The sequence below is a fragment of the Micromonospora sp. NBC_01405 genome (assembly GCF_045040155.1).
Lineage (GTDB): Bacteria > Actinomycetota > Actinomycetes > Mycobacteriales > Micromonosporaceae > Micromonospora.
In genome coordinates, this window is the sequence record NZ_CP109532.1 from 1,825,816 (window position 1) to 1,848,825 (window position 23,010).

The window sequence follows — 23,010 nt, forward strand, 5'->3', positions numbered from 1 at the left end:
GCCGGGCGGCACCACGAGGGTCTGCGGCCCTTGTTCCGCAGGGGTGCCACCCGGCCGTTCACCCGGGCGAGGGCGGTCAGCCGATCCAGAGCGCGATCCGGTGGTTCTCGTCCGTGACGTACCAGCAGTGGCCGTGCTCCTCGGCCAGCCCTTCCACGTGGTGGAACGGGGCCAGGTCGGCCACCAGTTCGGCCGGGAGCAGATGACCCGCGGCCCTCTCCAGGCGGAACCGGACGTGCCGCGAGGTGACGTGCCCGCCCTGCGGGTGGTCGTCCAGCAGCACCGAGCCCTTGCCCAGCGCGTCGATCGAGCCGACGATCGCGGCGTAGCCGCCGTCGGGCAGCGGGGTCACCGCCCGGAAGCCGGTCAACGCCCCCGGCGGGGTCACCCCGGTCAGCGCGTACGCCCCGAGGGCGCGCGGCCAGGCGCCCGCCTCGAACATCTCGGGCACCCCCGCCACCTCGACCAGGATCGGGTCCCCGTCGACGGTGACCGGGAAGCGCAGCCCGAGCAGCGCGGTGCCGTCCGGGGTGAACGCGGCGGCCTCCACGTTGAGCGGCAGGTCCCCCTCGGCGAGCCGGGTCACCCAGCCCTTGGCCCGGGCGGCGCCCCGGGCAACGGTCTCGACGATGAACCGGTCCCGCACCCGATCCCCCGGCGGCAGGGTGGCCAACTCGGCCCCGGCCAGCGCGTCGTTGACCGCGCGGTGCAGCCGGAACCGGTTTCGCACCACCCGGACCGGCAGCCGGCCGCCGGCGGCGTCGTCCTCGCGGAACCGGGCCACGAACGCCCGGCGCGGGCGCAGCGGGCCGCCCTTCGACCCGAAGTGGGAGCCGAAGACGTACACCCAGCCGTCGTGGTGGGCCAGCGCCTCACCGTCCTCGGTGCGGCCGTTCTCCGGGCCGGCGTCGGCGTCCACGTGCTGGGCGGACCATTTGCCGTCCTCGTGTTCGAGCAGCAGGGCCAGGCAGCGCTCGACCGGCCCCTCGTCGAGGACGGTCCAGAAGCCGCGCCGGGCGCGGTGGGCGGCGAGCAGGGCCGGGGAACGCACCGGCAGCAGGTCGCTGGCCTCGTTGCCGGCGACGACGAACTCGACGAGTCGCAGGGTCACGGGGCAAGGGTAGGCAGCGGACACACGCGCCTAGAGTGTGACCATGTCAGACCTGAGGAAGGGTCCCCTGGTGACCCCTCGTGACAGCGCCCCGAGCCGCTCCTCCTCCTCCGCCGCCCGCACCACACCCGGGGCCGCCGGGGCGTACGCGGCCCTGCACGCCGACGCGACGGCCCTGCTCGCCGGATGGATGCCGACCGGCGCGGCGGCCGGGCGGGCCCGGGACCGCACCCTCGACCTGCTGGCCGGCGGGCCGGCGGCGCTGGGCCGGGAGCACCGGGCCGGTCACGTCACCGCGAGCGCGCTGGTCCTCGACGCCACCGGCGAGCGGATCCTGCTCTGCCTGCACCGCAAGTTCCACCGGTGGGTGCAGGTCGGCGGGCACTGCGAACCCAGCGACCGGACGCTGGCCGGGGCCGCGCTGCGCGAGGCGGGTGAGGAGTCCGGCATTCCCGGCCTGGTCATCGACCCGGTCCCGATCGACGTGGACATCCACCCCGTGGCCTGCCGGGGCGCTTCGTTCCATCACGACGTGCGGTTCGCGGTCTTCGCCCCGCCGGGCGCGACGGAGCGCGTCAGCGACGAGTCCGAGGCGCTCGGCTGGTTCCCCCCGGACCGACTGCCCGAGCCGCTGGCCGGCGGCACCGCCCAGCTCGTCGCCCCCGCCCTCGCCGCACTGCGCCGCCGAACCAACTGACCGGGGCCGGCCCCGGGTCCGGGCGGCGGGCCGGCCGCCGCCCGGGTCGGAAAGGTCAGACGTAGCTCTCCTCGCCCCGGTCCTTCAGCTCGTCGACGAGAGCCTTCACGTCCTGGGCGCGGTCGCGGGGGCAGACCAGCACCGCGTCCGGGGTGTCGACCACGATCAGGTCGTGCACGCCGAGCACGGCCACCAGCCGACCGGACTGCGGGACCACGACCAGGCCTGTGCTGTCGCGCAGCAGCACGCCCGGTTCGGCGTCCGCGCCGAGCACCACGTTGCCGGCCGGGTCGGCCGGGAGCACGTCGCCGAGGGTGTGGAAGTCGCCGACGTCGTTCCAGCCGAAGTCGCCGGGGACCGTCGCCACCCGGCCGGCGGTCGCCGCGCCCTCCATCACCGCGTAGTCGACGGAGATCTTCGGCAGGGTCGGCCAGACCGTGCCGAGGATGTCGTCCTGCTCCGGGGTGCCCCAGGCGGTGGCGATCGCGGTGATCCCGGCGTGCAGCGCCGGCTGCTGCCGGGCCAGCTCGGCCAGGAACACGTCGACCCGCCAGACGAACATGCTGGCGTTCCACAGGTGGTGCCCCGAGCGCAGGTACGCCTCCGCCACCTCGGCGGCCGGCTTCTCCTTGAACTCCCGCACCGGCCGCAGCGGCCCGTCCCCGACCGGGTCTCCGGTGTGCAGGTAGCCGTACCCGGTCTCGGCCCGGGTGGGGGTGATCCCCACCGTCATCAGCAGGCCCTGCTCGGCACCCCGTACCGCCTCGCGGACCGTGGCCACCCATGCGTCGGCGTCCCGAATCAGGTGGTCGGCGGCGAAGGAGCCCATCACCGCGTCCGGCTCGCGCAGCGCGATCACCGCTGCGGCGAGGGCGATCGCCGCACAGGAGTCCCGGGGCGAGGGCTCGACGAGGATGTTCTCCTCGGGTAGGCCGGCAAGCTGTCGCGCCACCGCCGCGACGTGCGCGGCTCCGGTGACCACCAGGGTGCGTTCCGGGGGGGTCAGCGGGGCCAACCGGTCCACGGTCGCCTGGAGCAGGGAGGCGGGGGTGCCGGTGAGCGGGTGGAGGAACTTGGGATGGCCCGCACGGGACAACGGCCACAACCTCGTGCCGCTGCCGCCCGCCGGGATGACGGCGTAGAGCATCAGCACATCATGCCCGAACCGCCACGCTACGGACGCACCGTCGGTCGAAGCCTCAGGCGCGGGCCCGGCTCCACGCCGCGATGTGCACCTCGGCGCTGGACTCCCAGGTGAACTCCTTGGCCCGGTCGAAACCGGCCTTGGCCAGCGACAATCGACGTTGCTCGTCGTCCAGCAGGGCGACCAGGTCGGTGGCGATCTGGGCCGGGTCCTCGCTGGTGTAGGCGACGGCGTCGCCGCCGACCTCCGGCAGCGACAGCCGCGGGGTGGTCAGCACCGGGGCGGCGCAGGCCATCGCCTCCAGGATCGGCAGGCCGAAGCCCTCACCGTACGACGGGTAGGCGGCGACCAGCGCTCCGCCGAGGAAGCCCGGCAGGTCGCCGTAGCGCAGGTAACCCGGGCGGAGCAGCCGCAGGTGCGACGGCACCTCGGCGACCGCCCGGTCGATGTCGTCGTCGTGCCCCTGGCCGCCCGCGACCACCAGCGCCGGCGGGTCGGCCCGGTCGGCCACCGCCCGGACCCAGCCGCGGATCAGGTTGGGGACGTTCTTGCGCGGCTCCTTCGCCCCGAGGAAGGCGATGTAGCTGCTGTCGCCGAGCCCCAGCCGGGCCCGGACCCGGGCCTTCTCCTCCTCGCCCGGGGCGTGGAAGGCGGCGTGGTCGACCCCGTGGTAGGCGACGTCGATCCGGGTCGGGTCGGCGTCGAGCAGGCGGATCAGCTCGTCCCGGGTGGCTTTACTCGGCACGATCACCCGGCTGGCGCGGCGCAGCGAGGTCTTGATCGCGCTGCGGAAGAACGTCCGGCGGGACTTGTCGTAGTGCTCCGGCTCGGTGAAGAACGTCGCGTCGTGCACGGTCACCGTCACCGGGCAACCCGCCCGCAGTGGGCACGTGTAGAACGGCGAGTGCAGCACCTGCGCGCCGACCTGCTGGGCCAGCAGGGGCAGACCGGTCTGCTCCCAGGCGAGCCGGGCCGGCCGGTGCGCCACCGCGGCCGGGGCGGCGACGATCTCCGCGCCGGGCAGCATCCGGCTGTACCGCTCCAGGTCGGTGCGGAGGCTGACCACGGCCAGGTCGACCCCCTGGCCGCACACCTTGCCGAGGGCACCGAGCAGGCCGTCGACGTATCGACCGACGCCACCACGGTCGACGGGGACACTCGTGGCGTCGATGAGTACGCGGGGCGGGCGACCGGCGGTCACGATGCGACTCCTTGCAGTGGTGAATCTGTGGGGAACAACACTCCGGGCAAGCCTACGCCGGAGCCAGGTCCGGGCGCTGACTGCGACCCGACGGTACGCCGACTTGTCCGCGTCAACGAGCACGGGCGCGGGGGGCGTATCGTTCGCGCCGATGGCCGACAACATTGCCCTGGTGTTCACCGACGCGATCGCGCCCGACCCCACCCGCCCCCTGCTGACCTGGTACGACGACGCCACCGGCGAGCGCGCCGAACTGTCCGGCGCGACGCTGGCCAACTGGGTGGCCAAGACGGCCAACCTGCTCGTCGACGAGATCGGCACCGGGCCGGGCGAGTCCGCCGCGGTGCTGCTGCCCCCGCACTGGCAGACCGCCGCCGTGCTGCTCGGCTGCTGGTCGGTGGGGCTGACCGTGGCCGGCGGCCCGGGACCGGCCGAGGTGCTCTTCGCCGCCGTCGACCGGGTCGCCGAGGCGGATGCCTGGCCGGCCGGCGAGCGGTACGTGCTCGCGCTCGCCCCGTTCGCCCAGCCGCTGCGCCAGGTGCCCGCCGGCTTCGCCGACTACGTGCTCGCCGTCCGGGCACACGGCGACCACTTCACCCCGTACCCGAAGGGCGGGCCGCAGGACGCGGAGTTGCTGGCCCGCGCGGCCACCCGCGCGACGGAGCTGGGCATCGCCAGGGGCGACCGGGTCCTGCTGGACGCCGCCGCCCACCCCAGCCCGGTCGACTGGCTGCTGGCCCCGCTGATGGTCGGCGCCACCGTCGTCCTCTGCGCCAACCTCGACCCGACCCGCGTCCGCTCCCGCACGGACGCGGAGAAGGTCACCCTGGCCCTGACCTGAGCCGATCCGTGGCGTGCGCCGGTTTCGCCTGGCCTGGCATGAGCTACGGGGTCAGGCGGGGGTCGGGGAGCCCGACTCCGAGCGGCGCTGGGCGAAGGCGGCGAAGGCCGTCAGGGACTCCGGGTTGGCCAGGGCGCCCCTGGCCGCCGCGTTGTCGACCGGGGTGCCGGTGAGGATCTTCTTCACCGGGACCTCCAGCTTCTTCGCCGACAGGGTGCGCGGGACGGCCCGCACCTGGTGGATCTCGTCGGGGACGTGCCGCGGCGAGAGCGCGGTGCGCAGCTCGCGGCAGATCTTCTTGCGCAGGTCGTCGTCCAGCTCCAGGCCCTCGGCGAGCACCACGAACAGCAGCAGCTCCCCCGCGCCGCCCTCGTCGTCCTCCAGGTGCACCACCACCGAGTCGACGACCTCGTCCAGGCCCTCGACGACGGAGTAGAACTCGGCGGTGCCGAGCCGGACGCCGCCCCGGTTGAGGGTGGCGTCGGAGCGGCCGGTGATCACGCAGCCGCCCCGGTCGTTGATGGTGATCCAGTCGCCGTGCCGCCACACCCCCGGGTAGACGTCGAAGTACGCCTCCCGGTAGCGGGCGCCGTCCGGATCGTTCCAGAACCCGACCGGCATGCTCGGCATCGGCGCGGTGATCACCAGCTCGCCCAGCTCGCCGACGACCGGGGTGCCGTCGGCGGAGCGGGCCTCCACCTTTGCCCCGAGGGCCCGGCAGGTGATCTCCCCGGCGTACACCGGCAGCAGCGGCACCCCGCCGACGAAGCCGGTGCACACGTCCGTGCCGCCGGAGAGGGACTGGAGCTGGAGGGCGTCGCCGACGTTGGCATACACCCAGGTGAAGCCCTCGGCGGGCAGCGGCGCGCCCGTCGAGCCGACCCCCCGCAGCGCGGAGAGGTCGGCGATCTCCCTCGGCACCAGCCCGGCCTTACGGCAGGCCAGCAGGTACGGCGCGGAGGTGCCGAAGTACGTGGTGCCGGTCTCCTCGGCCAGTCGCCACAGCCCGCCCAGGTCGGGGTGGCCCGGGTTGCCGTCGAACAGCACGATCGCCGCGCCCACCGCCGGCCCGGAGACCAGGAAGTTCCACATCATCCAGCCGGTGGTGGTGAACCAGAGGAACCGGTCCGACGGGCCCAGGTCGTGGTGCAGGGCCAGCATCTTCAGGTGCTCCAGCAGGATGCCGCCGTGGCCGTGCACGATCGGCTTGGGCAGCCCGGTGGTGCCGGAGGAGTAGAGCACGTAGAGCGGGTGGTCGAACGGCACCGGGGCGAAGGCCAGCGGCTCGTCGGTCGGCGCGGCCAGCTCGGCCCAGGAGACCGCGCCCTCGGGCGCGGCCCTCATCCGGTCCGGGGCGTCGCTTGGAGGCGAGGAGGCCGAATCATGGCCGCCGGCCCCGGCCGGGTCGAGGTAGGCGATGCCGACGGTGTGCTCCAGCGACGGCAGGGCGGCCCGGATCGCGGCCACCTCGGCACGCCGGTCGACGGGCTTGTCGCCGTACCGGTAGCCGTCGACGGCGACGAGGACCTTCGGCTCGATCTGCCGCCACCGGTCGGTGACGCTGCGGGTGCCGAACTCGGGGGCGCAGGACGAGAAGACCGCGCCGAGGCTGGCGGTGGCGAGCAGCAGCACGTACGTCTCGGGGATGTTGGGCGCGTAGGCGGCGACCCGGTCACCGGCGGTGACGCCCAGCCGGCGCAGCCCGGCGGCCACCCGGCGGACCTGCTCGCGCAGCTCGGCGGCGGTCAGGGTCACCGGCGCCCGGGTCTGGCCGTGCGCGATCACCACGGCGTCGTCGTCGGCCCGGCCCGGCATCCGCAGCACGTTCTCGGCATAGTTGAGCGTGGCGCCGGGGAACCACTGCGCGCCGGGCATGCCCCGGTCGGCCAGGGTCGCGGTCGGCGGGGTGTGCGCGACGACCTCGAAGTGGTCCCAGATCGACCGCCAGAACGCGTCCAGGTCCGTGACCGACCAGCGCCACAGCTCGTCGTAGTCGGCGAAGTCCAGCCCCCGGTGCTCACGCAGCCAGCGCAGGTAGCTCCCGATCCGGGACCGCTCGCGTACGTCCGCCGGCGGCGTCCACAGCACGTCACCCACTGTTCCACTCTCCCCTGGCCCCGCACGACACTGTGAAGTGGGCCGTACGCCATCTTGCCCTACCTCAGAACGCCATTCTCCGCACCCGACCCCCGTCGACGCACGTGCCGACCCACATCCCCACCAGGGGTCGGCCAGTCACCCCTCACCTGACCTTTCCGGCACATGGAGGGGCACTCCGCACACCTGTCAGCCGGCCCGGTGGGCCTGGATGGCGCGGCGGCGGGCGAGCCGGTGGGCGCGGCGGATCTCCGCCTCCCGGAACCGGCGTTCGTCCTCCGGGCTCTCCGGCAGCACCGGCCGGACCGTCCGTGGCACGCCGCCGAGGTCGACGCCCACGAAGACGAGGTATGCGGTGGCCACCCGGACCGGCTCGTCCTCGGCCGAGTCCCACCGCTCGGCCACCACCCGCACCCCGACCTCCATCGAGGTCTGCCCGGTCCAGTTCACCTGGGCGTGCGCGTGCAGCAGGTCCCCGACCCGGACCGCCTCGGTGAAGACGATCTCGTCGATGGCCGCGGTGACCGCCGTACCGCCGCTGTGCCGGGCCGCGGCGGCCCCCGCCACGTCGTCGATGAACTTCATCAGCACTCCGCCGTGCACCGTGCCGTAGAGGTTGACGTCGACGGCGGTCATGATCCGGCTCAGGGTGACCCGGGAGTACGAGGTCGGCTTGCCGGCCGGCGCGGTGGAGAGGTGCTCGGTCATGTCGAAAACGGTACGGTGCGCGGATGCGACATCTCTGGAGCTTCCTCGCGGGGTTGGTGGTGGCGCCCGTCACGTGGGTGCTGGTCACCCTCGGGCAGGACGGGTCGGCGGGCACCGTCGACCGTTGGGTCGAGATCGGCACGTCCAACTCGGCCAATCTCATCGAGCCCGCCGCATACCTCGCCGTCGGCGGGGTCCTGCTCGGCCTGCTCGGCACGCTGCGCACCTCACCGCTCGGCCCGCTCGTGGCCGGGCTGCTGCTGGCCGCCCCGTACGTGGGGATGTTCGCCGCGCCCTTCCAGGTGCGCGACCGCATCCCGGACGGCTGGAAGGTCTTCGGCGACCCCCTGCCGCTGCACGTTCCGGTGGAGAACGGCACGCTCTTCCTGATCGGCCTGCTGCTGGTCATGGCCACCTTCAGCGGGCAGCGCTGGCGGCGGTGGCCCCGACCGGTGGCCGAGCCGACGCCGACGCCCGCCGAGGGGCCGGACCGCAACGAATTCACGCTGACCGACTGGCCGCCGACCGGCGCGGCCGACCGGGACGCGGCCCCGCCGAGCCTCGGCTACCCGGACCCGACGCCGACCGAGCCGCTGCCGCGCCGCACCGGCGGGGAGTCACCGTGGTCGGCGCCGCCGCGCGGCACCACCCGGTCGGAGGAGGACACGACCGAGATCCGGTGACGATTTGGCCGTACGCGCGCCGCGCGGCGGCCGACGAGGGGATCGGGTGACGATGCGGGCGGGCCGGACGACCGGCCCGCCCGCCGACAGTGGAGGGGCTCTGAATGAGCTTCAGAACGAATCGCATATTGACAGGCGGCGGTTGACCGGCACCCTGCCCGTTTTAGAGAAGAGCGCAATTCTGCTGGGATTCTTCCCACGCCCCCCGGAGAGACGCTGATCGTGTGCGACCGGTCTGATTCCGACGCCTCGGTCAACGAGGAGAACCACCGCGAGAACGCCGCATCCCATCCCGGCCCGCAGCTGGGGGAATTCAGGAGAACTACCTGCGTTTCCGAGATCGGCTACCGACCGTGCACGCCACGACCCTCGGCCGACCTGGGCGACGTCGTGCCGGCCGGGTCCTGCCGCCTCGTGCACATCGACGGGGCGCACACGTAAGAGGCGACGCGCGCCGACATCGAGACCGCGAGGCGGCCACCCGGCCTGGAGGAACGAGACCAGCACCCGGTCCTGGCTGGCGGGCACTGCGATGTCGAAGGCCATTGTTCACCGTGCTAAAGTCTGCGCGTGCCCAACCTCGACATAATCACCACGAGGTCCGATGCCGCCGTTCAGCGAATCATCGACGTCACGAAACACTCGAGGTCCATTGTTCGGACGGCGCTGATTGAGGACGCAGAGCCTCTCGTGCAGTGCATTCGCGCGGGCGTGGAGTTTGTCGAGGTCTACGGGATCGACACCAATCCCGTGCCGGATGCGCTTCTCACCGCTTGTCGGCAGCGAAACATTCCGGTCCGGCTGATCGAATCGTCGATCGTGAAGCAGATTTTCAAGACCGACAAGGTTCCCAAGACATTCGGCATCGCCCGGGTGCCGAGGCCGTGGGGCTTGAAGGATCTGGCCAGCTCGACCGGCGATGTCATCGTCCTCGATGGCGTGAAGATCGTCGGCAACATCGGGGCCATCGTGCGGACGTCGTTCGCGCTCGGCTCCGCGGGCATCGTGCTCGTGGACAGTGATCTTGTCAGCATCGCGGATCGCCGTCTGGTCAGGGCGAGCCGGGGATACGTCTTCTCACTGCCCGTCATTCTCGCGTCGCGGACGGAGGCAGTCGACTACTTCCGGGGCAAGGAAATGCGACTGATGGCCTTCGACGCTGACGGGAAGTTCGCCGTCAGCGATCTCCGCAACGTCGACGAGCGGTTGGCACTCCTGTTCGGCAGCGAGAAGACCGGCACGTCGAGCGACTTCGAGGCAATCTCGGCCGGCTCGGTCTCGATTCCCATCAATCCCGCCGCCGAGTCGCTCAACGTCTCCGTCTCCGCCGGCATCGCGCTGCACGAGAGGGTCGCCCGCAACCTCTCCCGATGAGCCGAGCGGTAGCCGACCGCGCTACCGCGACGACACCGGCGGCCCGGCCGCTACGCGAGGCCCTTGAGTAGCTGACGGGCCATCACGATCCGTTGCACCTGGTTCGTGCCCTCGTAGATCTGGGTGATCTTGGCATCCCGCATCATCCGCTCGACCGGGTAGTCCCGGGTGTAGCCGTAGCCGCCGAGCAGCTGCACCGCGTCGGTGGTGATCTCCATGGCCGCGTCCGAGGCGAAGCACTTGGCCGCCGCGCCGAAGTAGGTCAGGTCGGCGTCGCCCCGCTCGGACTTGCCGGCGGCCGTGTACGTGAGCTGCCGGGCCGCCTCCAGCTTCATGCCCATGTCGGCGAGCATGAACTGGATGCCCTGGAACTCGGCGACCGGCTTGCCGAACTGCTTGCGCTCGAGCACGTACCCCTTGGCGTAGTCGAGCGCTCCCTGGGCGATGCCGACGGCCTGCGCGGCGATGGTGACCCGGGTGTGGTCCAGGGTCCTCATGGCGGTGCCGAAGCCGGTGCCCTCGTCGCCGATCATCCGGTCGGCCGGGATGCGGACGTTGTCGAGGTAGACCTCGCGGGTCGGTGAGCCCTTGATGCCGAGCTTCTTCTCCGGGGCGCCGAAGCTGACCCCCGGGTCGGACTTCTCGACGACGAACGCCGAGATGCCCCTCGACCGGGCTGTGGGATCCGTCACGGCGAAAACCGTGTAGTACTCCGAGACGCCCGCGTTGGTGATCCACCGCTTCACGCCGTTGAGCACCCAGTGGTCGCCGTCGCGGACCGCCCTGGTGGTCATCGAGGCCGCGTCGCTGCCGGCCTCCGGCTCGGAGAGGCAGTACGAGAACATCGCGTCGCCGGCGGCGACCGGGGTGAGGTACCTGCGCTTGAGCTCCTCGGAGCCGGCCAGGATCAGCGGCAGGGTGCCCAGCTTGTTCACCGCCGGGATCAGCGAGGACGAGGCACAGGCCCGGGCCACCTCCTCGATCACGATGGCCGTGGCCAGGGCGTCCGCGCCGGCCCCGCCGTACTCGACGGGAATGTGCGGGGCGTGGAAATCGGCCGAGCGGAGCGCGTCGTAGGACGCCTTCGGAAACTCGGCCGTCTCGTCCGCCTCGGCGGCGTGCGGCGCCACCTTCGCGGCACAGACCTCACGCACCGCCTCGCGGATCGCCCCGTGTTCCTCGGGCAACCGGTAGACGTCGAACGACTGCTCTGCGGCCATGTCGGCCCCTCCCCTTCACCGCTATCATGCGCAGTCTGTAGCGTTTCGGAACCGCCGACCGCGCAGACTGAAGGATAGCCACCAGCGCTCGGATGATCCTTACCGCCGCGTAGGCTCGGGCCTGACGGAGGCGTCGATACGGCACGACGCGCACAAAACAACACAAATCCCTTCGGTGCCCGGCCAGGCGCCGCAGCCGAACGCGACGCGAGAAAGCGCCGCCAGCGCGAGCGGAGAAGACAGGCGTGACGATCCCGTACCCGAACCAACCGATGCCGGCCATCGCCGCGGTGACGCCGCCGTCGGGCGCGGCCCGTCCCCGGGTCACCTTCCTCGGCACCGGGTACCTCGGTGCGACGTACGCCATCTGCTACGCCGAGCTCGGCTACGAGGTGCTCGGCTACGACGTCGACGCGGAGAAGATCGCCAAGCTGAACGCCGGCGAGGTGCCGATCCACGAGCCCGGCCTCGACGAACTGCTGCGGCGCAACCTGGCCGCCGGCCGGCTGCGGTTCAGCACCGACATCGCCGAGACCGCCGAGTTCGGCGACGTGCACTTCATCTGCGTCGGTACCCCGCAGCGGGCCGACGGGATGGGCGCGGACCTGTCGTACGTCGAGGCGTCGGTGACCAGCCTGGCCCAGCACCTCACCCGCAAGGCGCTGATCGTCGGCAAGTCCACCGTCCCGGTGGGCACCGCCGAGTGGGTGGAGCAGCTCGTCGGCAAGCACACCCCGGCCGACCTCGGGGTCGAGGTGGCGTGGAGCCCGGAGTTCCTCCAGGAGGGCTTCGCCGTCGACGACGTGCTACGCCCCAACCGGATCGTGGTGGGCGTCAAGAGCGAGTGGGCCAACGGCATGCTCTACGCCGCCCACAAGGGCGTCTTCGACCTGGCCGCCACGGAGGACCGGGAGGTCCCGCTGGTGGCCACCGACTTCGCCACCGCCGAGTTGGTCAAGGTCGCCGCGAACGCCTTCCTGGCCACCAAGATCTCGTTCATCAACGCGATGGCCGAGGTCTGCGAGGCCTCCGGCGGCGACGTCACCCAGCTCGCCCGCGCCATCGGGTACGACCCCCGGATCGGCAACCGGTTCCTCCAGGCCGGCCTCGGCTTCGGCGGGGCCTGCCTGCCCAAGGACATCCGCGCCTTCCAGGCCCGCGCCCAGGAGCTGGGCGCCGGCGAGGCACTGCGCTTCCTGCACGAGGTCGACCTGATCAACCTGCGTCGCCGTACCCGGGTCGTCGGGCTCGCCGCCGAGCTGCTCGGCCGCCGCTCCGGGCCGGCCGGCCCGGACCTGTCCGGCACCCGGGTCGCCGTGCTCGGCGCGACCTTCAAGCCCAACACCGACGACGTACGCGACGCCCCGGCGCTCGCCGTCGCCGGGCTGCTCGGCAAGGCCGGGGCGGACGTGCACGTGTACGACCCGCAGGGCACCGAGAACGCCCGCCGGGTGGCCCCCGAGCTGACGTACGAGACCAGCATCGCCGACGCGGTGACCGGGGCGGACCTGGTCTGCGTGCTCACCGAGTGGGCCGACTTCCGCAACGCCGACCCGGTGGCCCTCGGCGAGCTGGTCGCCGGCCGTCGGGTGGTCGACGGCCGCAACTGCCTCGACTCGACACTGTGGACGCAGGCCGGCTGGGAGTACCGGGGCATGGGCCGCCCCTGATCCACCTCGACACCGGCGACGGCCGGCCGCGGCGCCCCGCCGCGGCCGGCCGTCCGCTGTTCGTCACCGTCGACCCGCCGACAGGTGTCGAAATCCGCGCCGGCTCAGGGCATGCTGCGACAGTGGGAGTCCACAGTGCGGGCCAGCGGGTGGAGGGGTGTCGTGCAGACCTTTCAGTGCTCCTCGTGCGGCCGGGAGATCAAGCCGGCCGCCAAGTGCCCGCACTGCGGAGCGCACCAGCCCCAGTGGGCCGGGCACCTGGCGGACGTCGAGCGCTCGATCGCGGAGATGAAGGCCCGCGAGGCCGCCATCGCCGCCGAGCAGCGGCAGATCGCCGCGAAGATGCAGGCCGCGCTCTTCCAGCGGGACATCCTCGCGCACGCCGGTGAGGAGCGGACCAAGCAGACCGCCCGCCCCCGGCGGGTGCTGCGCCGCCGGCCGGGTCGCCGCCCGCCCACCGCCACCGCCGGCGCGCCGCCCCGGGTGCCCCGGCAGGGCGCCGCACCGCCCCGGCCGGAGGACCCGCCCCCGCCGTCGGCGGCCCGCTGGCTGGACGCCGACAACCCCGAGCATCCGCCGGAGGCGTCCTCGCGGGAGGTGCAGAACATCCCCCTCGGGCTGGGCGCGCTGCTGCTCGCCGTGGCCGCGGTGGTCTTCGCCGCGGTGGCCACCAGCTCGATGGACGCCCTGTCCCGGCTGGGCATCCTGCTCGTCGCGACGGTGCTGCTGCTGCTCGCCCCGCCGGTGCTGGCCCGACGCGGGCTCACCTCGACCGCCGAGACGATCGCCGCCGTCGGTCTGCTGCTGGTGCCGCTGGCCGGGTACGCGCTGTGGGCGGTGGACCGGATCGGCGGCGGGGGCGCGTCCGGGGCGGTCTTCGCCGGGGTGATCTTCGCTGTCACCGTCGCCGTCGGGTTCGGCTACGCGCTCTGGACGGGACTGCGTGCCCCCCGCTTCGCCGCCGTGCTGGCCGCGCAGCCGGTGCTGCCGCTGCTGGCCTACGAGTGGGTCACCGGGCCGGCCGGCTGGGCGCTGGCGCTGACCGTGGTCGCCGTCGTGGACCTGGTGCTGGCCCGCTCCCCGGTCACCGTCGAGCGGCCGGTGCGCGAGGACCTGCCGACGCCCCCGGCCGCCTCCGCCGCCCCACCGCCCCGCCGCCCCACCGAGGACGGCCGTCCGGAGGGCGCCCCGGAGGAGTCCGGCGAGGTGCTCGACGGCACCGGTGGCGCGCCCGTCGCCGCCACGCCGGCCCGCCCGGTTCCGGCGCTGGGCGCGCTGACCTGGCTGTTGCACGCCGTGGCGGTGGCGCTGGCCCTCGCGTACGCGGTGACCGCGCTGCTGCGCGCCGGAACGGTGCCGGCGGCGGCCGGGGCGGGCGCGGTGCTGCTGCTGGCCGCGCTGGTGGGGCTGGGCGGGGCGCTGGTGCTGCGCCGCCCGCCGCTGCCCGACGTGGCCGCCGGCATCCTCACCCTCGCGGTGATCGGCGCGTTGGGCCGGGTCGCCTCGGTGGCCTTCCCCGGCCGGGCCCTGCTGCTGATCGCCGCCGTCATCACCCTCACCGGGCTGGCCGTGCGGGCCGTACCCGAAGCCGCCCGGCGTGGGCCGCAGCTCGCCTCGGCCGCGGCGCTCACGGTCAGCGGCCTGGTGGTGGCCGGCGGCGCGCTGCGCGCCGGGCTGGCCCCGGCGCGGGCCGCCCTCCCGGCCTGGGCGGCGGACCTCGCCCGCTACCCGGCCGAGCTGGCCGCCTCGGTCGGGCCGGCGGCCTGGCAGCTCGCCGCCAGCGCCTTCCTGCTCACCGTCGCCGCGGTGCTGGCCCTGCCGCCGGAGATCCGCCGCGAGTTCGCGGTGGTCGGGGCGGCGCTGACGGCGCTCGCCGTGCCGGCGTCGTTCGGTCTGGGCTGGGTGGCCGCGCCGTGGCCGATGGTGCTGGTCGCGATCGGCATCGGCGCGGCCGGGCTCACCGCCAGCACCACGCGGGCCGCCACGGTGCACGCGGTCGCCGCGGCCGTGGTGGGCCTGCTCGGCGCGGGCGCCGGGCTGGCCCGGCCGGCGCTGACCGCCGCCGTGCTGCTCGCCCTCTTCCTGGCCGGCGCGCTGGTCGCGGTGGCGCCCCGGATTCGGATCACCCCCGCCACGGCAGGCGTCGTCTCCGCCTGGGCCGCCGGCGGCGCGGCGTTCGCCCTGCCCGGGGCGGTCGCCGCGTTCGTCGCCGCGACCATGCCGACCGACCCGACGCCGACCCCGGCGAGCCTGCGCGAGGCCACCGTGCCGGTGCTGGCGGCGAGCTTCCTGGCGGTCTGCGTCACCCTCGGGTACGCCGCCATGGTGCAGGTGTCCGAGCGGCACATCCCGGCGCCGCTGGCCATGGGCACCGGCCTCGGGGCGCTGGCGGTGACCGCCGCCGCGTTCGGCGCGCCCGGGGCCACCGTCGCGGACGCCTGGGTGGGCGGGCTGCTGTTCGTGGCCGGGGTGCTGGTCTTCCTGGCCCCGTCGATCGACGCGGGCCGCCGCTCCGACCTGGCCATGGACGGCTCCGACCTGGCCGCCGCCGCGGTCACCGCGGCGCTGATCGCCACCCTGGTACGGATCGGGGCGGTGCTCACCCCCGGCGGGCAGCTCGTAGTCGCCGCCGCGCTGGTGGCGGTGGTCGCCGTCGCGGCCCGGGCGATGCCCGAGCAGTGGCGGCGCGGGCCGATCCTCGGGCTCGCCGTCGGCGGCACCCTGATCGGGCTGCTCGCCGGCTGGAGCGCGCTGCGCGGCGGGTGGGGCGTGCTGGCCACCCCGGGCCCGATCTGGGCCGGCGACCTGTCCGGCTGGCCGGCCGCGCCGGTCGGCGGGTCCACCTGGCAGGCGCCCGTCGCGCTGGCGCTGCTCGGCGTCGCGGCCGGGGTGCTGCTGCCGGCCCCCTGGAAGTACGACGTCTCGGGCGTCGCCGCCGTCCTGGCCACCATCGGGGCGTCGGCCGCCTTCGACCTGCCCTGGTGGTCGCCGGTGCTGGTCGGCCTGGCCGTCGCCACGGCCTTCGGCACGGCCGCGGCGGCCTCGATCGACCCGCGCGCCGGGCTGTCCCGGGCCACCGTGGCCGGGGCCGTCGCCCTGCACGCGGCCGGCGCCGGTCTGGTCCGGCCGTGGACGACCGCGCTGGCGCTGGGCGGCATCGCGCTGATCGGCGTCGTCGTGGCCACCCTGGCTCGGGTGTTCGCCGCCCCGCTGGTCGAGGACGTCGACACCGAGGGGATGCCGCCGCACCTGGTGCAGGTCGGTGGGGCCGCCGCCGGGGCCGCGCTACTCGCGTTGCCCGGCGCGGTGGCCGCCCTGGCCGCCGAGTTCGGCCGGTCGCCCGAGGTGGTGCTGACCGCCGCGCTGGCCGCGTCCAGCCTGGGTCTGGCCGCGATCGCCGCGGTCCGCCGGCAGGTGCCGCAGTATCTCCCGTACGCCAGTGCGGCCGTGGTGGGCGGCGCGACGGTCAGCGCGGTCGCCGCGATCGTGACCGGCCTGCCCGCCGGCGTGTACGCGGCGGCGGGCGCGCTGCTCGGGGTGCTCGCCGAACTGGTCCGCGCCGCCACCGTCCCGCCGGCCGGCTCGGCCCAGCCGATCCGGCGCTGGTCGGTGCTGCTCGACGGCGCCCTGCGCCGGGCGCCCGACGACGATCCGGCGGTGGCGCGCTGGCGGGTCAGCCCGGCTGCCGGGGCGCTGGCCGCCGCCGCGCTGCCGACCGCGCTGGCAGTGGCCTCGCTCGCCCCCACGCTGGTGGTGGCGCTGGTCGAGCCGTACCGGTCGCTGGGCCGGGTGTGGCAAGGGCCGCCGCCGGAGCTGATCATCCCGCCCGCCAACGCGGTCGACCCGGCGCACGTCCTGACCGCGCTGCTGCTCACCGTGACCGCGGCGCTGGCCGCCGTCGGGTTCAGCGGCGGGCGACGGTCCCGGGCCGTGCCGGTGGTGCTGCCCGGCGCGGCGATGACCCTGCTGATCACCCCGATCGCCCTGGGGCACGGCTGGCCGGTGAGCACGCTTGCGGCGCTGTCGGTGTTCACCATCTCGATGCTGGGGCTGGCGCTCACCCCGCCTCCGCCGCTGGCGGAGCGGGCCCGGTCGCTGCGCACCGCCCGGGTGCTGGTCTTCGTCATCGGGCTGGCCGGCGGCGGGGCGGGGCTGCTCGGCAGCCTGGCCACCCGGGAGCTGACCCTGTTCACCCTGGGCGGGGCGATGGGCGTCGGCGCCGTCGCCGCCCTGTACGGCACCACCCAGCGGGCCCGCATCCTGGGCTGGTTGTTCGCCTCGCTGATGGCGCAGTTGTTCGTCCTCGTCGCCGGCCTGGTGGCCGGGCTGGCTGCGGTCTGGTCCGCGTTCGGGGTGCTGGCGGTCGGGGCGGCCCTACAGGTGTTCGCCGCGACCCTGCCCCGGCTGCGCCGCCCCGAGGCACAGCGTGAGGCGGCCACGGTGGAGTGGAGCGGGTACGCCGCCGCGCTGATCGCCCTGGCGCTGGCCTTCGACTCGCCCCGGCACATCGCCGCGCTGCTTGCCGCCTGGGGGGCCGTGCTCGGGGTGGCCGCCGCCCGGCCGGGCCGTCGGCCGGTGGAGCGGCAGATCCTGTTCTGGGCGGTGGTGTTCTGCGAGATCGTCGCCTGGTGGATCCTGATGCGGGTCGCCGACGTGGCGCTGCCGGAGGCGTACACGCTGCCGTTCGCGGCGCTGGCCCTGCTGGTCGGGGTGCTGGAGCTGCGGCACCGGCCGGACCTGTCTAGCTGGGTGGCGTACGGGCCGGCGCTGGTCGCCGCGTTCGTGCCGACTCTGGCGATCGTGCTGGCCACCGACTCCAGCATGCTGCGCCAGGTGCTGCTGCTGCTCGGCGCGGTGGCGGTGCTGATCTTCGGCACCACCAGCCAGCAGCAGGCCCCGGTGATCGTCGGGGCGGCCGTCACCGCCATCGCGGCGATACACGCGCTGTTCAGCCTCGGCCCGTGGCTGGTGCTGATCCCGGCCGGGCTGGTCCTGCTGGTCCTCGGCGCGAGCAACGAGCGCCGACGCCGCGCCCAGGAGCGCCTGCAGACGGCGCTGCGCGGCATGCGGTGAAGTGGAGGGGCCCTGGGGCGTGACTGCCGTGTCGCGCCGAGTGGGCCGGCTCGAACGTGAGCGCGGCCGCCGGGCGCGGGGGTCAGCCGAGGGAGGCGTGCAGGGCGGCCTCCTTCTCGGCGACCAACTCCTCCAGGCTCTCCTGGTAGGCGACCATGCGCGCCCGCAGTTCCTCGTCGGCGGCGGCCAGGATGCGGACGGCGAGCAGCCCGGCGTTGCGGGCGTTGCCGATCGACACGGCGGCCACCGGCACGCCGGCCGGCATCTGGACGATGGACAGCAGCGAGTCCATCCCGTCGAGGTACTTCAGCGGCACCGGCACGCCGATCACCGGCAACGGGGTGACCGAGGCGACCATGCCGGGCAGGTGGGCGGCCCCACCGGCCCCCGCGATGATCACCTTGAGCCCCCGGTCGGCGGCGGTGCGGCCGTACTCGATCATCTTGCCGGGGGTGCGGTGGGCGGAGACCACGCCGACCTCGTAGCCGACCCCGAACTCGGCCAGGGTCTCGGCGGCGGCCTTCATGGTCGGCCAGTCCGAGTCGCTGCCCATGATCAACCCGACGGTGCTCATGCTGGTCTGCCTCTCGTTGACGACTGCGGGGGTCGCAGGCTCACTGGTGGCCCTCGCGGAGCCAGCGGGCGGCCCGGGCGGCCCGCGCCCGCACGTCGTCCAGGTCGGCACCGAGCACCGTGACATGGCCGATCTTGCGGCCGGGGCGCACCTGCTTGCCGTACAGGTGGACCTTCGCGCCCGGCTCGGCGGCGAAGAGGTGGTGCAGCCGCTCGTCGATCGACATCCCGCCCGGCTCGCCGCCGAGCACGTTCGCCATCGCCACCGCCGGGGCGGTCAGCCCGGTGTCCCCCATCGGGTAGTCCAGCACGGCCCGCAGGTGCTGCTCGAACTGCGAGGTCCGGGCCCCCTCGATCGTCCAGTGGCCCGAGTTGTGCGGGCGCATGGCCAGCTCGTTGACCACCAGCCCGGCCGACGTCTCGAACAGCTCCACGGCGAGCAGGCCGACCACGCCGAGCGCGGTGGCCAGGTCGATGGCGAGCTGCTGGGCGGCGACGGCCCGCTCCTCGTCCAGGCCCGGCGCCGGGGCCAGCACCTCGACGCAGATCCCGTCGACCTGCACCGTCTCCACCACCGGGTACGCGGCGACCTGCCCGAACGGCGAGCGGGCCACCTGCACGGCCAGCTCCCGGCGCAGCGCCACCCGCTCCTCGACGATCAGGCTGGTCCCCCCGGCGAGCAGGGTGGCGGCCAGCTCGGCGGCCTGCGTCGCGTCGTCGACCAGCCAGACGCCCCGGCCGTCGTACCCGCCCCGGGCGGCCTTCAGCACCACCGGCCAGCCCTGGGCCTCGCCGAAGGCGACCAGGTCGGCGGGCTCGGCGACCGGTCGCCACACCGGGTTCGGTACGCCCAGCGCGGCGAGCCGCTCCCGCATGATCCGCTTGTCCTGCGCGTGCAGCAGCGCGTCGGCCGGCGGGAAGAGGCTCACCCCCTCGGCCGCGAGGGCGCGGATGTGCTCCGTCGGCACGTGCTCGTGGTCGAAGGTGATCACGTCGCAGCCCTCGGCGAAGGCGCGCAGGGCGGCGAGGTCGGTGTGGTCGCCGTATTGGACGTCGGCGGCGACCAGGGCCGCGCCGTCGTCCGGGGCCTGCGCGAGCACGCGCAGCGACTGACCGAGGGCGATCGAGGCCTGGTGGGTCATGCGGGCCAGCTGGCCGCCCCCCACCATGCCGACAACAGGCAGACCGGTTCGGGTATCCATCTCGCCCGCCAGCCTAGCGGCGCGCCCCGACCGCCCCGGGCCGAGGTCCGGGGCGGTCGCGGCGGCCCTCACAACTGGGCGCGGAGGTCCTCGACGGTGGTGACCGGGCGCTGGCAGACGAAACCCCGACAGACGTACGCGGCGGGTCGGCCGTCGACCAGCGGCCGGTCTGCCAGCAGCGGCACCCCGGGCTGGTCCGGGCGGCCCGCGACGACCACCGCGCCGGGCGGGGCGTGCCGGTACGCGGCGGCGACGAGGGGATCGCCGGCCGGGTCGTCGGTCACCACGGCGATCTCGTACGGGCCGGAGAGCAGCGCCTCCCCGACGGTGGCCGCGTACCCGGTGAACCGGGCGTGCCGGGCGACGATCGGGGCGACCGTGGCGAGGGCGGCCTCGGCGGCCTCCCGGTACCGGTTCTCCCCGGTCAGCGCCGCGTACGCCACCAGGGCGGCGACGATCGCCGACCGGCCGGACGGGGTGGCGTTGTCGGTCGGGTCGGCCGGCCGGGTGACGAGCTGCTCGGCGTCGTCGGCAGTGTCGTAGAACCCGCCGCCCGGGGCGGCGAACCGGGCCAGCGCGGTGTCCAGGAGCCCGCCGGCCAGTTCCAGCCAACGCCCCTCGCCGGTGACCTGGTGCATCGCGCAGAACGCCTCGGCCACGCAGCCGTAGTCCTCCAGCACCCCGACCGGCTTGCCGACCACCCCGTCCCGGGAGACCCGGCGCAGCCGACCGTCGACCAGGTGCACGGTGGCCAGGTGCTCGGCGGCGTCCCGCATCGCGCCGTCGGCGACGATGGTGACGCCCTCCAGCAGGTTGGCGGCGGCCTCGTCCCCGCCGGCCGCCCCCTGCGCCTCGACGAGGCGGACGAACTCGGCGATCGCGGTGATCGCCAGGCCGTTCCAGGCGGCCACCACCTTGTCGTCGCGGGCGGGCTGGGGGCGGTTGTCCCGGGCGGCCAGCAGCCGTCGGACGACGTCCTGCCACCGGCCCCGCACCGCCGGGTCGGCGTCGTCGACGTCCCGGGCCAGCCGCAGCACGCTCATGCCGTGTTCGAAGGTGCCGGACTCGGTGACCCCGAACAGGTCGGCGGCCCAGCGGCCGTCCTCGGTGCCGAGCACCTCGACGAGCTGGGCCGGGGTCCAGGCGTAGGTGAGGCCCTCGACGCCCTCGGTGTCGGCGTCGAGCGCGGAGGCGAAGCCCTCGCCGGGGCGGTGCAGCTCGTCGGCGAGGAACCGGGCGACGTCCCGGGCCACCCGGGCGGCCAGCGGGTCGCCGGTGAGCCGCCAGAGCTGGGTGTAGAACCGCAGCAGCAGGGCGTTGTCGTAGAGCATCTTCTCGAAGTGCGGCACGGTCCAGTGCCCGTCGACCGAGTACCGGGCGAAGCCGCCGGCGAGCTGGTCGTTGATGCCGCCCCGGGCCATCGCCTCGGCGGTGTGCCGGGCGATCTCCAGGCTCTCGGCGGAGCCGGTGCGCTGGTGGTGACGCAGCAGGAAGAGCAGATTCATGTGCGGCGGGAACTTCGGTGCGCCGCCGAAACCGCCGTTGCTCCGGTCGTACTCCCTGGCGAGCTGGGCGGCGGCGTCGTCGAGCAGTTCGGCGGTGAGCGGGGCGGTCGGCCCGCCGACGGCCTGCGCCCCGCCGATCGCCTCGACCACGGCGGAGCCCTGCTGGAGCACGGCCTCGCGCTGCTCCCGCCAGGCGGTGCCGACGGACTCCAGCAGCCGGACGAAGTTCGGCTTCGGGAAGTACGTGCCGCAGAAGAACGGGGTGCCGTCTCCGGTGGCGAAGACCGTCATCGGCCAGCCGCCCTGCCCGGTCATCGCCTGGGTCGCGGTCATGTAGACGGCGTCGACGTCCGGCCGCTCCTCGCGGTCCACCTTGATCGCCACGAAGCCGTCGTTGAGCAGCTTCCCGACGGCGGCGTCCTCGAACGACTCGTGGGCCATCACGTGGCACCAGTGGCAGGCCGCGTAGCCGACCGAGATCAGCACCGGCACGTCGCGCCGCTTCGCCTCGGCGAACGCCTCGTCGCACCACGGCCACCAGTCCACCGGGTTGTCGGCGTGCTGGAGGAGGTACGGGCTGGTGGCACTGGCGAGTCGGTTCACCGGACGACCATATCCAGTCCGGTGCCGTCCCGTCCGCGGCCCCGGAACCGACGCCACCGATCCCGGAACCTTCGCCCGAGGCCTTCCCCCGTTCAAGTTCATCGATTTATATCAGTGCATGCCCGGCGGCCGTCGCCGGCCCCTCCGAGGAGGCACGCATGCGCGGATCCCGTCCCCTGTCAGCGTTCGCATCGGTCGCGGTGGTCGCGGCCGTGCTCGCCGCCGGCCCGGCGGAGGCGGCCGTCGACCCGGCCGCCCGGGTCTCGGCGACCACCACCGTGGGCACCCACAACGCGTACGAGCAGGGCACGTACGCCTACCTGGCCCAGGCGCTCGACGCCCGGCCGGGGATGATCGAGCTGGACGTGTGGCCCGACATCATCACGAGGCAGTGGCGGGTCAGCCACTCCAACCCGCTCGGCAACGCCAACAACTGCGTCGCCGCGACCAGCGCCGCCCAGCTCTACACCGGCACCCGCAACCGGAACCTCGAACACTGCCTCGACGACATCCGGATCTGGCTCGCCGCCCACCCCGACGCCGGCCCGCTGCACCTCAAACTGGAGCTGAAGACCGGCTTCAGCGGCCGCACCGGGCAGGGGCCGGCGCAGCTCGACGCGCTGCTCGCCGCCCGCCTCGGATCGGCGGCGTTCCGCCCCGCCGAGCTGCGCGGCGGGTACGCCACCCTGGACGCCGCCGCCCGCGCCGACAACTGGCCGACCCGGCAGCAACTCGCCGGCCGGGTGATCGTGCACCTGATCCCCGGCACCGTGGAGGAGGGCAACCCCACCGACACCCTCTGGACCGACGTCGAGTACGCCCGCCACCTCGCCGCGCTCGCCGCCGCCGGGACGCTCGCCTCGGCGCAGGCGTTCCCGGCCGTGCACCGGGCCCAGGCCAACGACCCCCGCACCCGGTACGCCGACGCGGGCCTGCGCCCCTGGTTCGTGGTCTTCGACGGCGACGCCTCCGCGTACGTCACCGGTGGCATCGACACCGCCTGGTACGACGCCAACCACTACCTGCTGGTGATGACCGACGCGCAGAACGTTCCCCCGGCGACGGGGAACACCGACCCCGCCGCGGCGGCGGCCCGGGTGGCCCAGTTGGCCCGGGCACACGCCAGCGTCGCCTCGGCCGACTGGGCGGCCCTGCCGAGCGTGGTGGACGAGGTGCTCCCGCGCGGCTGAGGCAGGGGCCTCGGGCACGGGTGACCCGACCGTCGGCCCCTGCCGGATCGGCCTCCCCCGGGCCGGGTCAGTCTTCCCTCCGTTGGCCCTATGGAGCTGCCCCGTTTGTGCTGTCGAT

16 protein-coding genes are annotated in these 23,010 nt (G+C 74.3%); 7 read left to right on the top strand and 9 right to left on the bottom strand.

From position 1 onward, the window contains the following. Positions 1 to 76: 76 nt before the first annotated feature. Positions 77 to 1,111 carry a hypothetical protein gene (locus OG559_RS06990; protein ID WP_405113593.1) on the bottom strand — a complete coding sequence of 345 codons (1,035 nt, stop codon included), beginning with the start codon at positions 1,109 to 1,111 and terminating at the stop codon, positions 77 to 79. A gap of 154 nt (positions 1,112 to 1,265) precedes the next feature. Here OG559_RS06990 and OG559_RS06995 point away from each other — a divergent pair, with 154 nt between their 5' ends. Beyond that, complete coding sequence (locus OG559_RS06995; RefSeq protein WP_405116432.1) at positions 1,266 to 1,808, top strand: NUDIX hydrolase; 543 nt, start codon at positions 1,266 to 1,268, stop codon at positions 1,806 to 1,808. A 55-nt stretch (positions 1,809 to 1,863) separates the two neighbouring features. Here OG559_RS06995 and OG559_RS07000 read toward each other — a convergent pair whose 3' ends face one another. Both OG559_RS07000 and OG559_RS07005 read right to left on the bottom strand, forming a co-directional pair. Then, positions 1,864 to 2,955 carry a mannose-1-phosphate guanylyltransferase gene (locus tag OG559_RS07000; RefSeq protein WP_405113595.1) on the bottom strand — a complete coding sequence of 364 codons (1,092 nt, stop codon included), beginning with the start codon at positions 2,953 to 2,955 and terminating at the stop codon, positions 1,864 to 1,866. A gap of 52 nt (positions 2,956 to 3,007) precedes the next feature. Then, positions 3,008 to 4,153, bottom strand: a complete 1,146-nt coding sequence (locus OG559_RS07005) for a glycosyltransferase family 4 protein (RefSeq protein WP_396669470.1) — start codon at positions 4,151 to 4,153, stop codon at positions 3,008 to 3,010. Between the two features lie 151 nt (positions 4,154 to 4,304). On the opposite strand from OG559_RS07005, the gene OG559_RS07010 reads away from it, so the two are divergent. Further along, positions 4,305 to 4,994, top strand: coding sequence for a TIGR03089 family protein (locus OG559_RS07010; protein ID WP_405113598.1), 690 nt, complete (start codon positions 4,305 to 4,307; stop codon positions 4,992 to 4,994). Positions 4,995 to 5,045: 51 nt separating this feature from the next. On the opposite strand, the gene OG559_RS07015 is transcribed toward OG559_RS07010, so the two are convergent. Further along, complete coding sequence (locus OG559_RS07015; RefSeq protein WP_405113600.1) at positions 5,046 to 7,091, bottom strand: acetoacetate--CoA ligase; 2,046 nt, start codon at positions 7,089 to 7,091, stop codon at positions 5,046 to 5,048. A gap of 189 nt (positions 7,092 to 7,280) precedes the next feature. Continuing rightward, positions 7,281 to 7,799 carry an acyl-CoA thioesterase gene (locus tag OG559_RS07020; protein ID WP_405113602.1) on the bottom strand — a complete coding sequence of 173 codons (519 nt, stop codon included), beginning with the start codon at positions 7,797 to 7,799 and terminating at the stop codon, positions 7,281 to 7,283. 23 nt (positions 7,800 to 7,822) lie between these two features. Here OG559_RS07020 and OG559_RS07025 point away from each other — a divergent pair, with 23 nt between their 5' ends. Together OG559_RS07025 and nshR are read left to right on the top strand one after the other, a co-directional pair. Further along, positions 7,823 to 8,482: a hypothetical protein gene (locus OG559_RS07025; protein ID WP_405113604.1), complete on the top strand. Its 660-nt coding sequence runs from the start codon at positions 7,823 to 7,825 to the stop codon at positions 8,480 to 8,482. Between the two features lie 570 nt (positions 8,483 to 9,052). Beyond that, positions 9,053 to 9,856 carry an NshR/TsnR family 23S rRNA methyltransferase gene (gene nshR, locus OG559_RS07030; RefSeq protein WP_405113606.1) on the top strand — a complete coding sequence of 268 codons (804 nt, stop codon included), beginning with the start codon at positions 9,053 to 9,055 and terminating at the stop codon, positions 9,854 to 9,856. Positions 9,857 to 9,906: 50 nt separating this feature from the next. On the opposite strand, the gene OG559_RS07035 is transcribed toward nshR, so the two are convergent. Further along, entirely contained in the window at positions 9,907 to 11,076 is a 1,170-nt protein-coding gene (locus OG559_RS07035) for an acyl-CoA dehydrogenase family protein (protein WP_405113608.1), read from the bottom strand. A 245-nt stretch (positions 11,077 to 11,321) separates the two neighbouring features. Between OG559_RS07035 and OG559_RS07040 the strand changes: the two genes are divergently transcribed. Continuing rightward, the gene (locus OG559_RS07040) at positions 11,322 to 12,746 is read left to right on the top strand and encodes a UDP-glucose dehydrogenase family protein (protein ID WP_405113610.1); all 1,425 of its coding nucleotides are present in this window, start codon (positions 11,322 to 11,324) and stop codon (positions 12,744 to 12,746) included. Positions 12,747 to 12,908: 162 nt separating this feature from the next. Then, entirely contained in the window at positions 12,909 to 17,819 is a 4,911-nt protein-coding gene (locus OG559_RS07045) for an SCO7613 C-terminal domain-containing membrane protein (RefSeq protein WP_405113612.1), read from the top strand. A gap of 82 nt (positions 17,820 to 17,901) precedes the next feature. Here OG559_RS07045 and purE read toward each other — a convergent pair whose 3' ends face one another. From purE to OG559_RS07060, 3 genes are all read right to left on the bottom strand, one after another. After that, positions 17,902 to 18,393 (bottom strand): 5-(carboxyamino)imidazole ribonucleotide mutase, encoded by a 492-nt coding sequence (gene purE / locus OG559_RS07050; RefSeq protein WP_387019994.1) that lies wholly within the window; start codon positions 18,391 to 18,393, stop codon positions 17,902 to 17,904. Between the two features lie 40 nt (positions 18,394 to 18,433). Next, positions 18,434 to 19,594 carry a 5-(carboxyamino)imidazole ribonucleotide synthase gene (locus OG559_RS07055; protein WP_405113614.1) on the bottom strand — a complete coding sequence of 387 codons (1,161 nt, stop codon included), beginning with the start codon at positions 19,592 to 19,594 and terminating at the stop codon, positions 18,434 to 18,436. Positions 19,595 to 19,662: 68 nt separating this feature from the next. After that, positions 19,663 to 21,702, bottom strand: coding sequence for a thioredoxin domain-containing protein (locus OG559_RS07060; RefSeq protein ID WP_405113616.1), 2,040 nt, complete (start codon positions 21,700 to 21,702; stop codon positions 19,663 to 19,665). A 158-nt stretch (positions 21,703 to 21,860) separates the two neighbouring features. Between OG559_RS07060 and OG559_RS07065 the strand changes: the two genes are divergently transcribed. Next, entirely contained in the window at positions 21,861 to 22,892 is a 1,032-nt protein-coding gene (locus tag OG559_RS07065; protein WP_405113618.1) for a phosphatidylinositol-specific phospholipase C domain-containing protein, read from the top strand. Positions 22,893 to 23,010: the final 118 nt, after the last annotated feature.

Excerpts from the sequence above, each read along its gene's own strand:
- OG559_RS07000 (WP_405113595.1), bottom strand. The coding sequence starts at position 2,955 with ATGCTCTACGCCGTCATCCCGGCGGGCGGCAGCGGCACGAGGTTGTGG.
- OG559_RS07010 (WP_405113598.1), top strand. The coding sequence starts at position 4,305 with ATGGCCGACAACATTGCCCTGGTGTTCACCGACGCGATCGCGCCCGAC.
- OG559_RS07020 (WP_405113602.1), bottom strand. The coding sequence starts at position 7,799 with ATGACCGAGCACCTCTCCACCGCGCCGGCCGGCAAGCCGACCTCGTAC.
- OG559_RS07025 (WP_405113604.1), top strand. The coding sequence starts at position 7,823 with ATGCGACATCTCTGGAGCTTCCTCGCGGGGTTGGTGGTGGCGCCCGTC.
- OG559_RS07035 (WP_405113608.1), bottom strand. The coding sequence starts at position 11,076 with ATGGCCGCAGAGCAGTCGTTCGACGTCTACCGGTTGCCCGAGGAACAC.
- purE (WP_387019994.1), bottom strand. The coding sequence starts at position 18,393 with ATGAGCACCGTCGGGTTGATCATGGGCAGCGACTCGGACTGGCCGACC.
- OG559_RS07055 (WP_405113614.1), bottom strand. The coding sequence starts at position 19,594 with ATGGATACCCGAACCGGTCTGCCTGTTGTCGGCATGGTGGGGGGCGGC.
- OG559_RS07065 (WP_405113618.1), top strand. The coding sequence starts at position 21,861 with ATGCGCGGATCCCGTCCCCTGTCAGCGTTCGCATCGGTCGCGGTGGTC.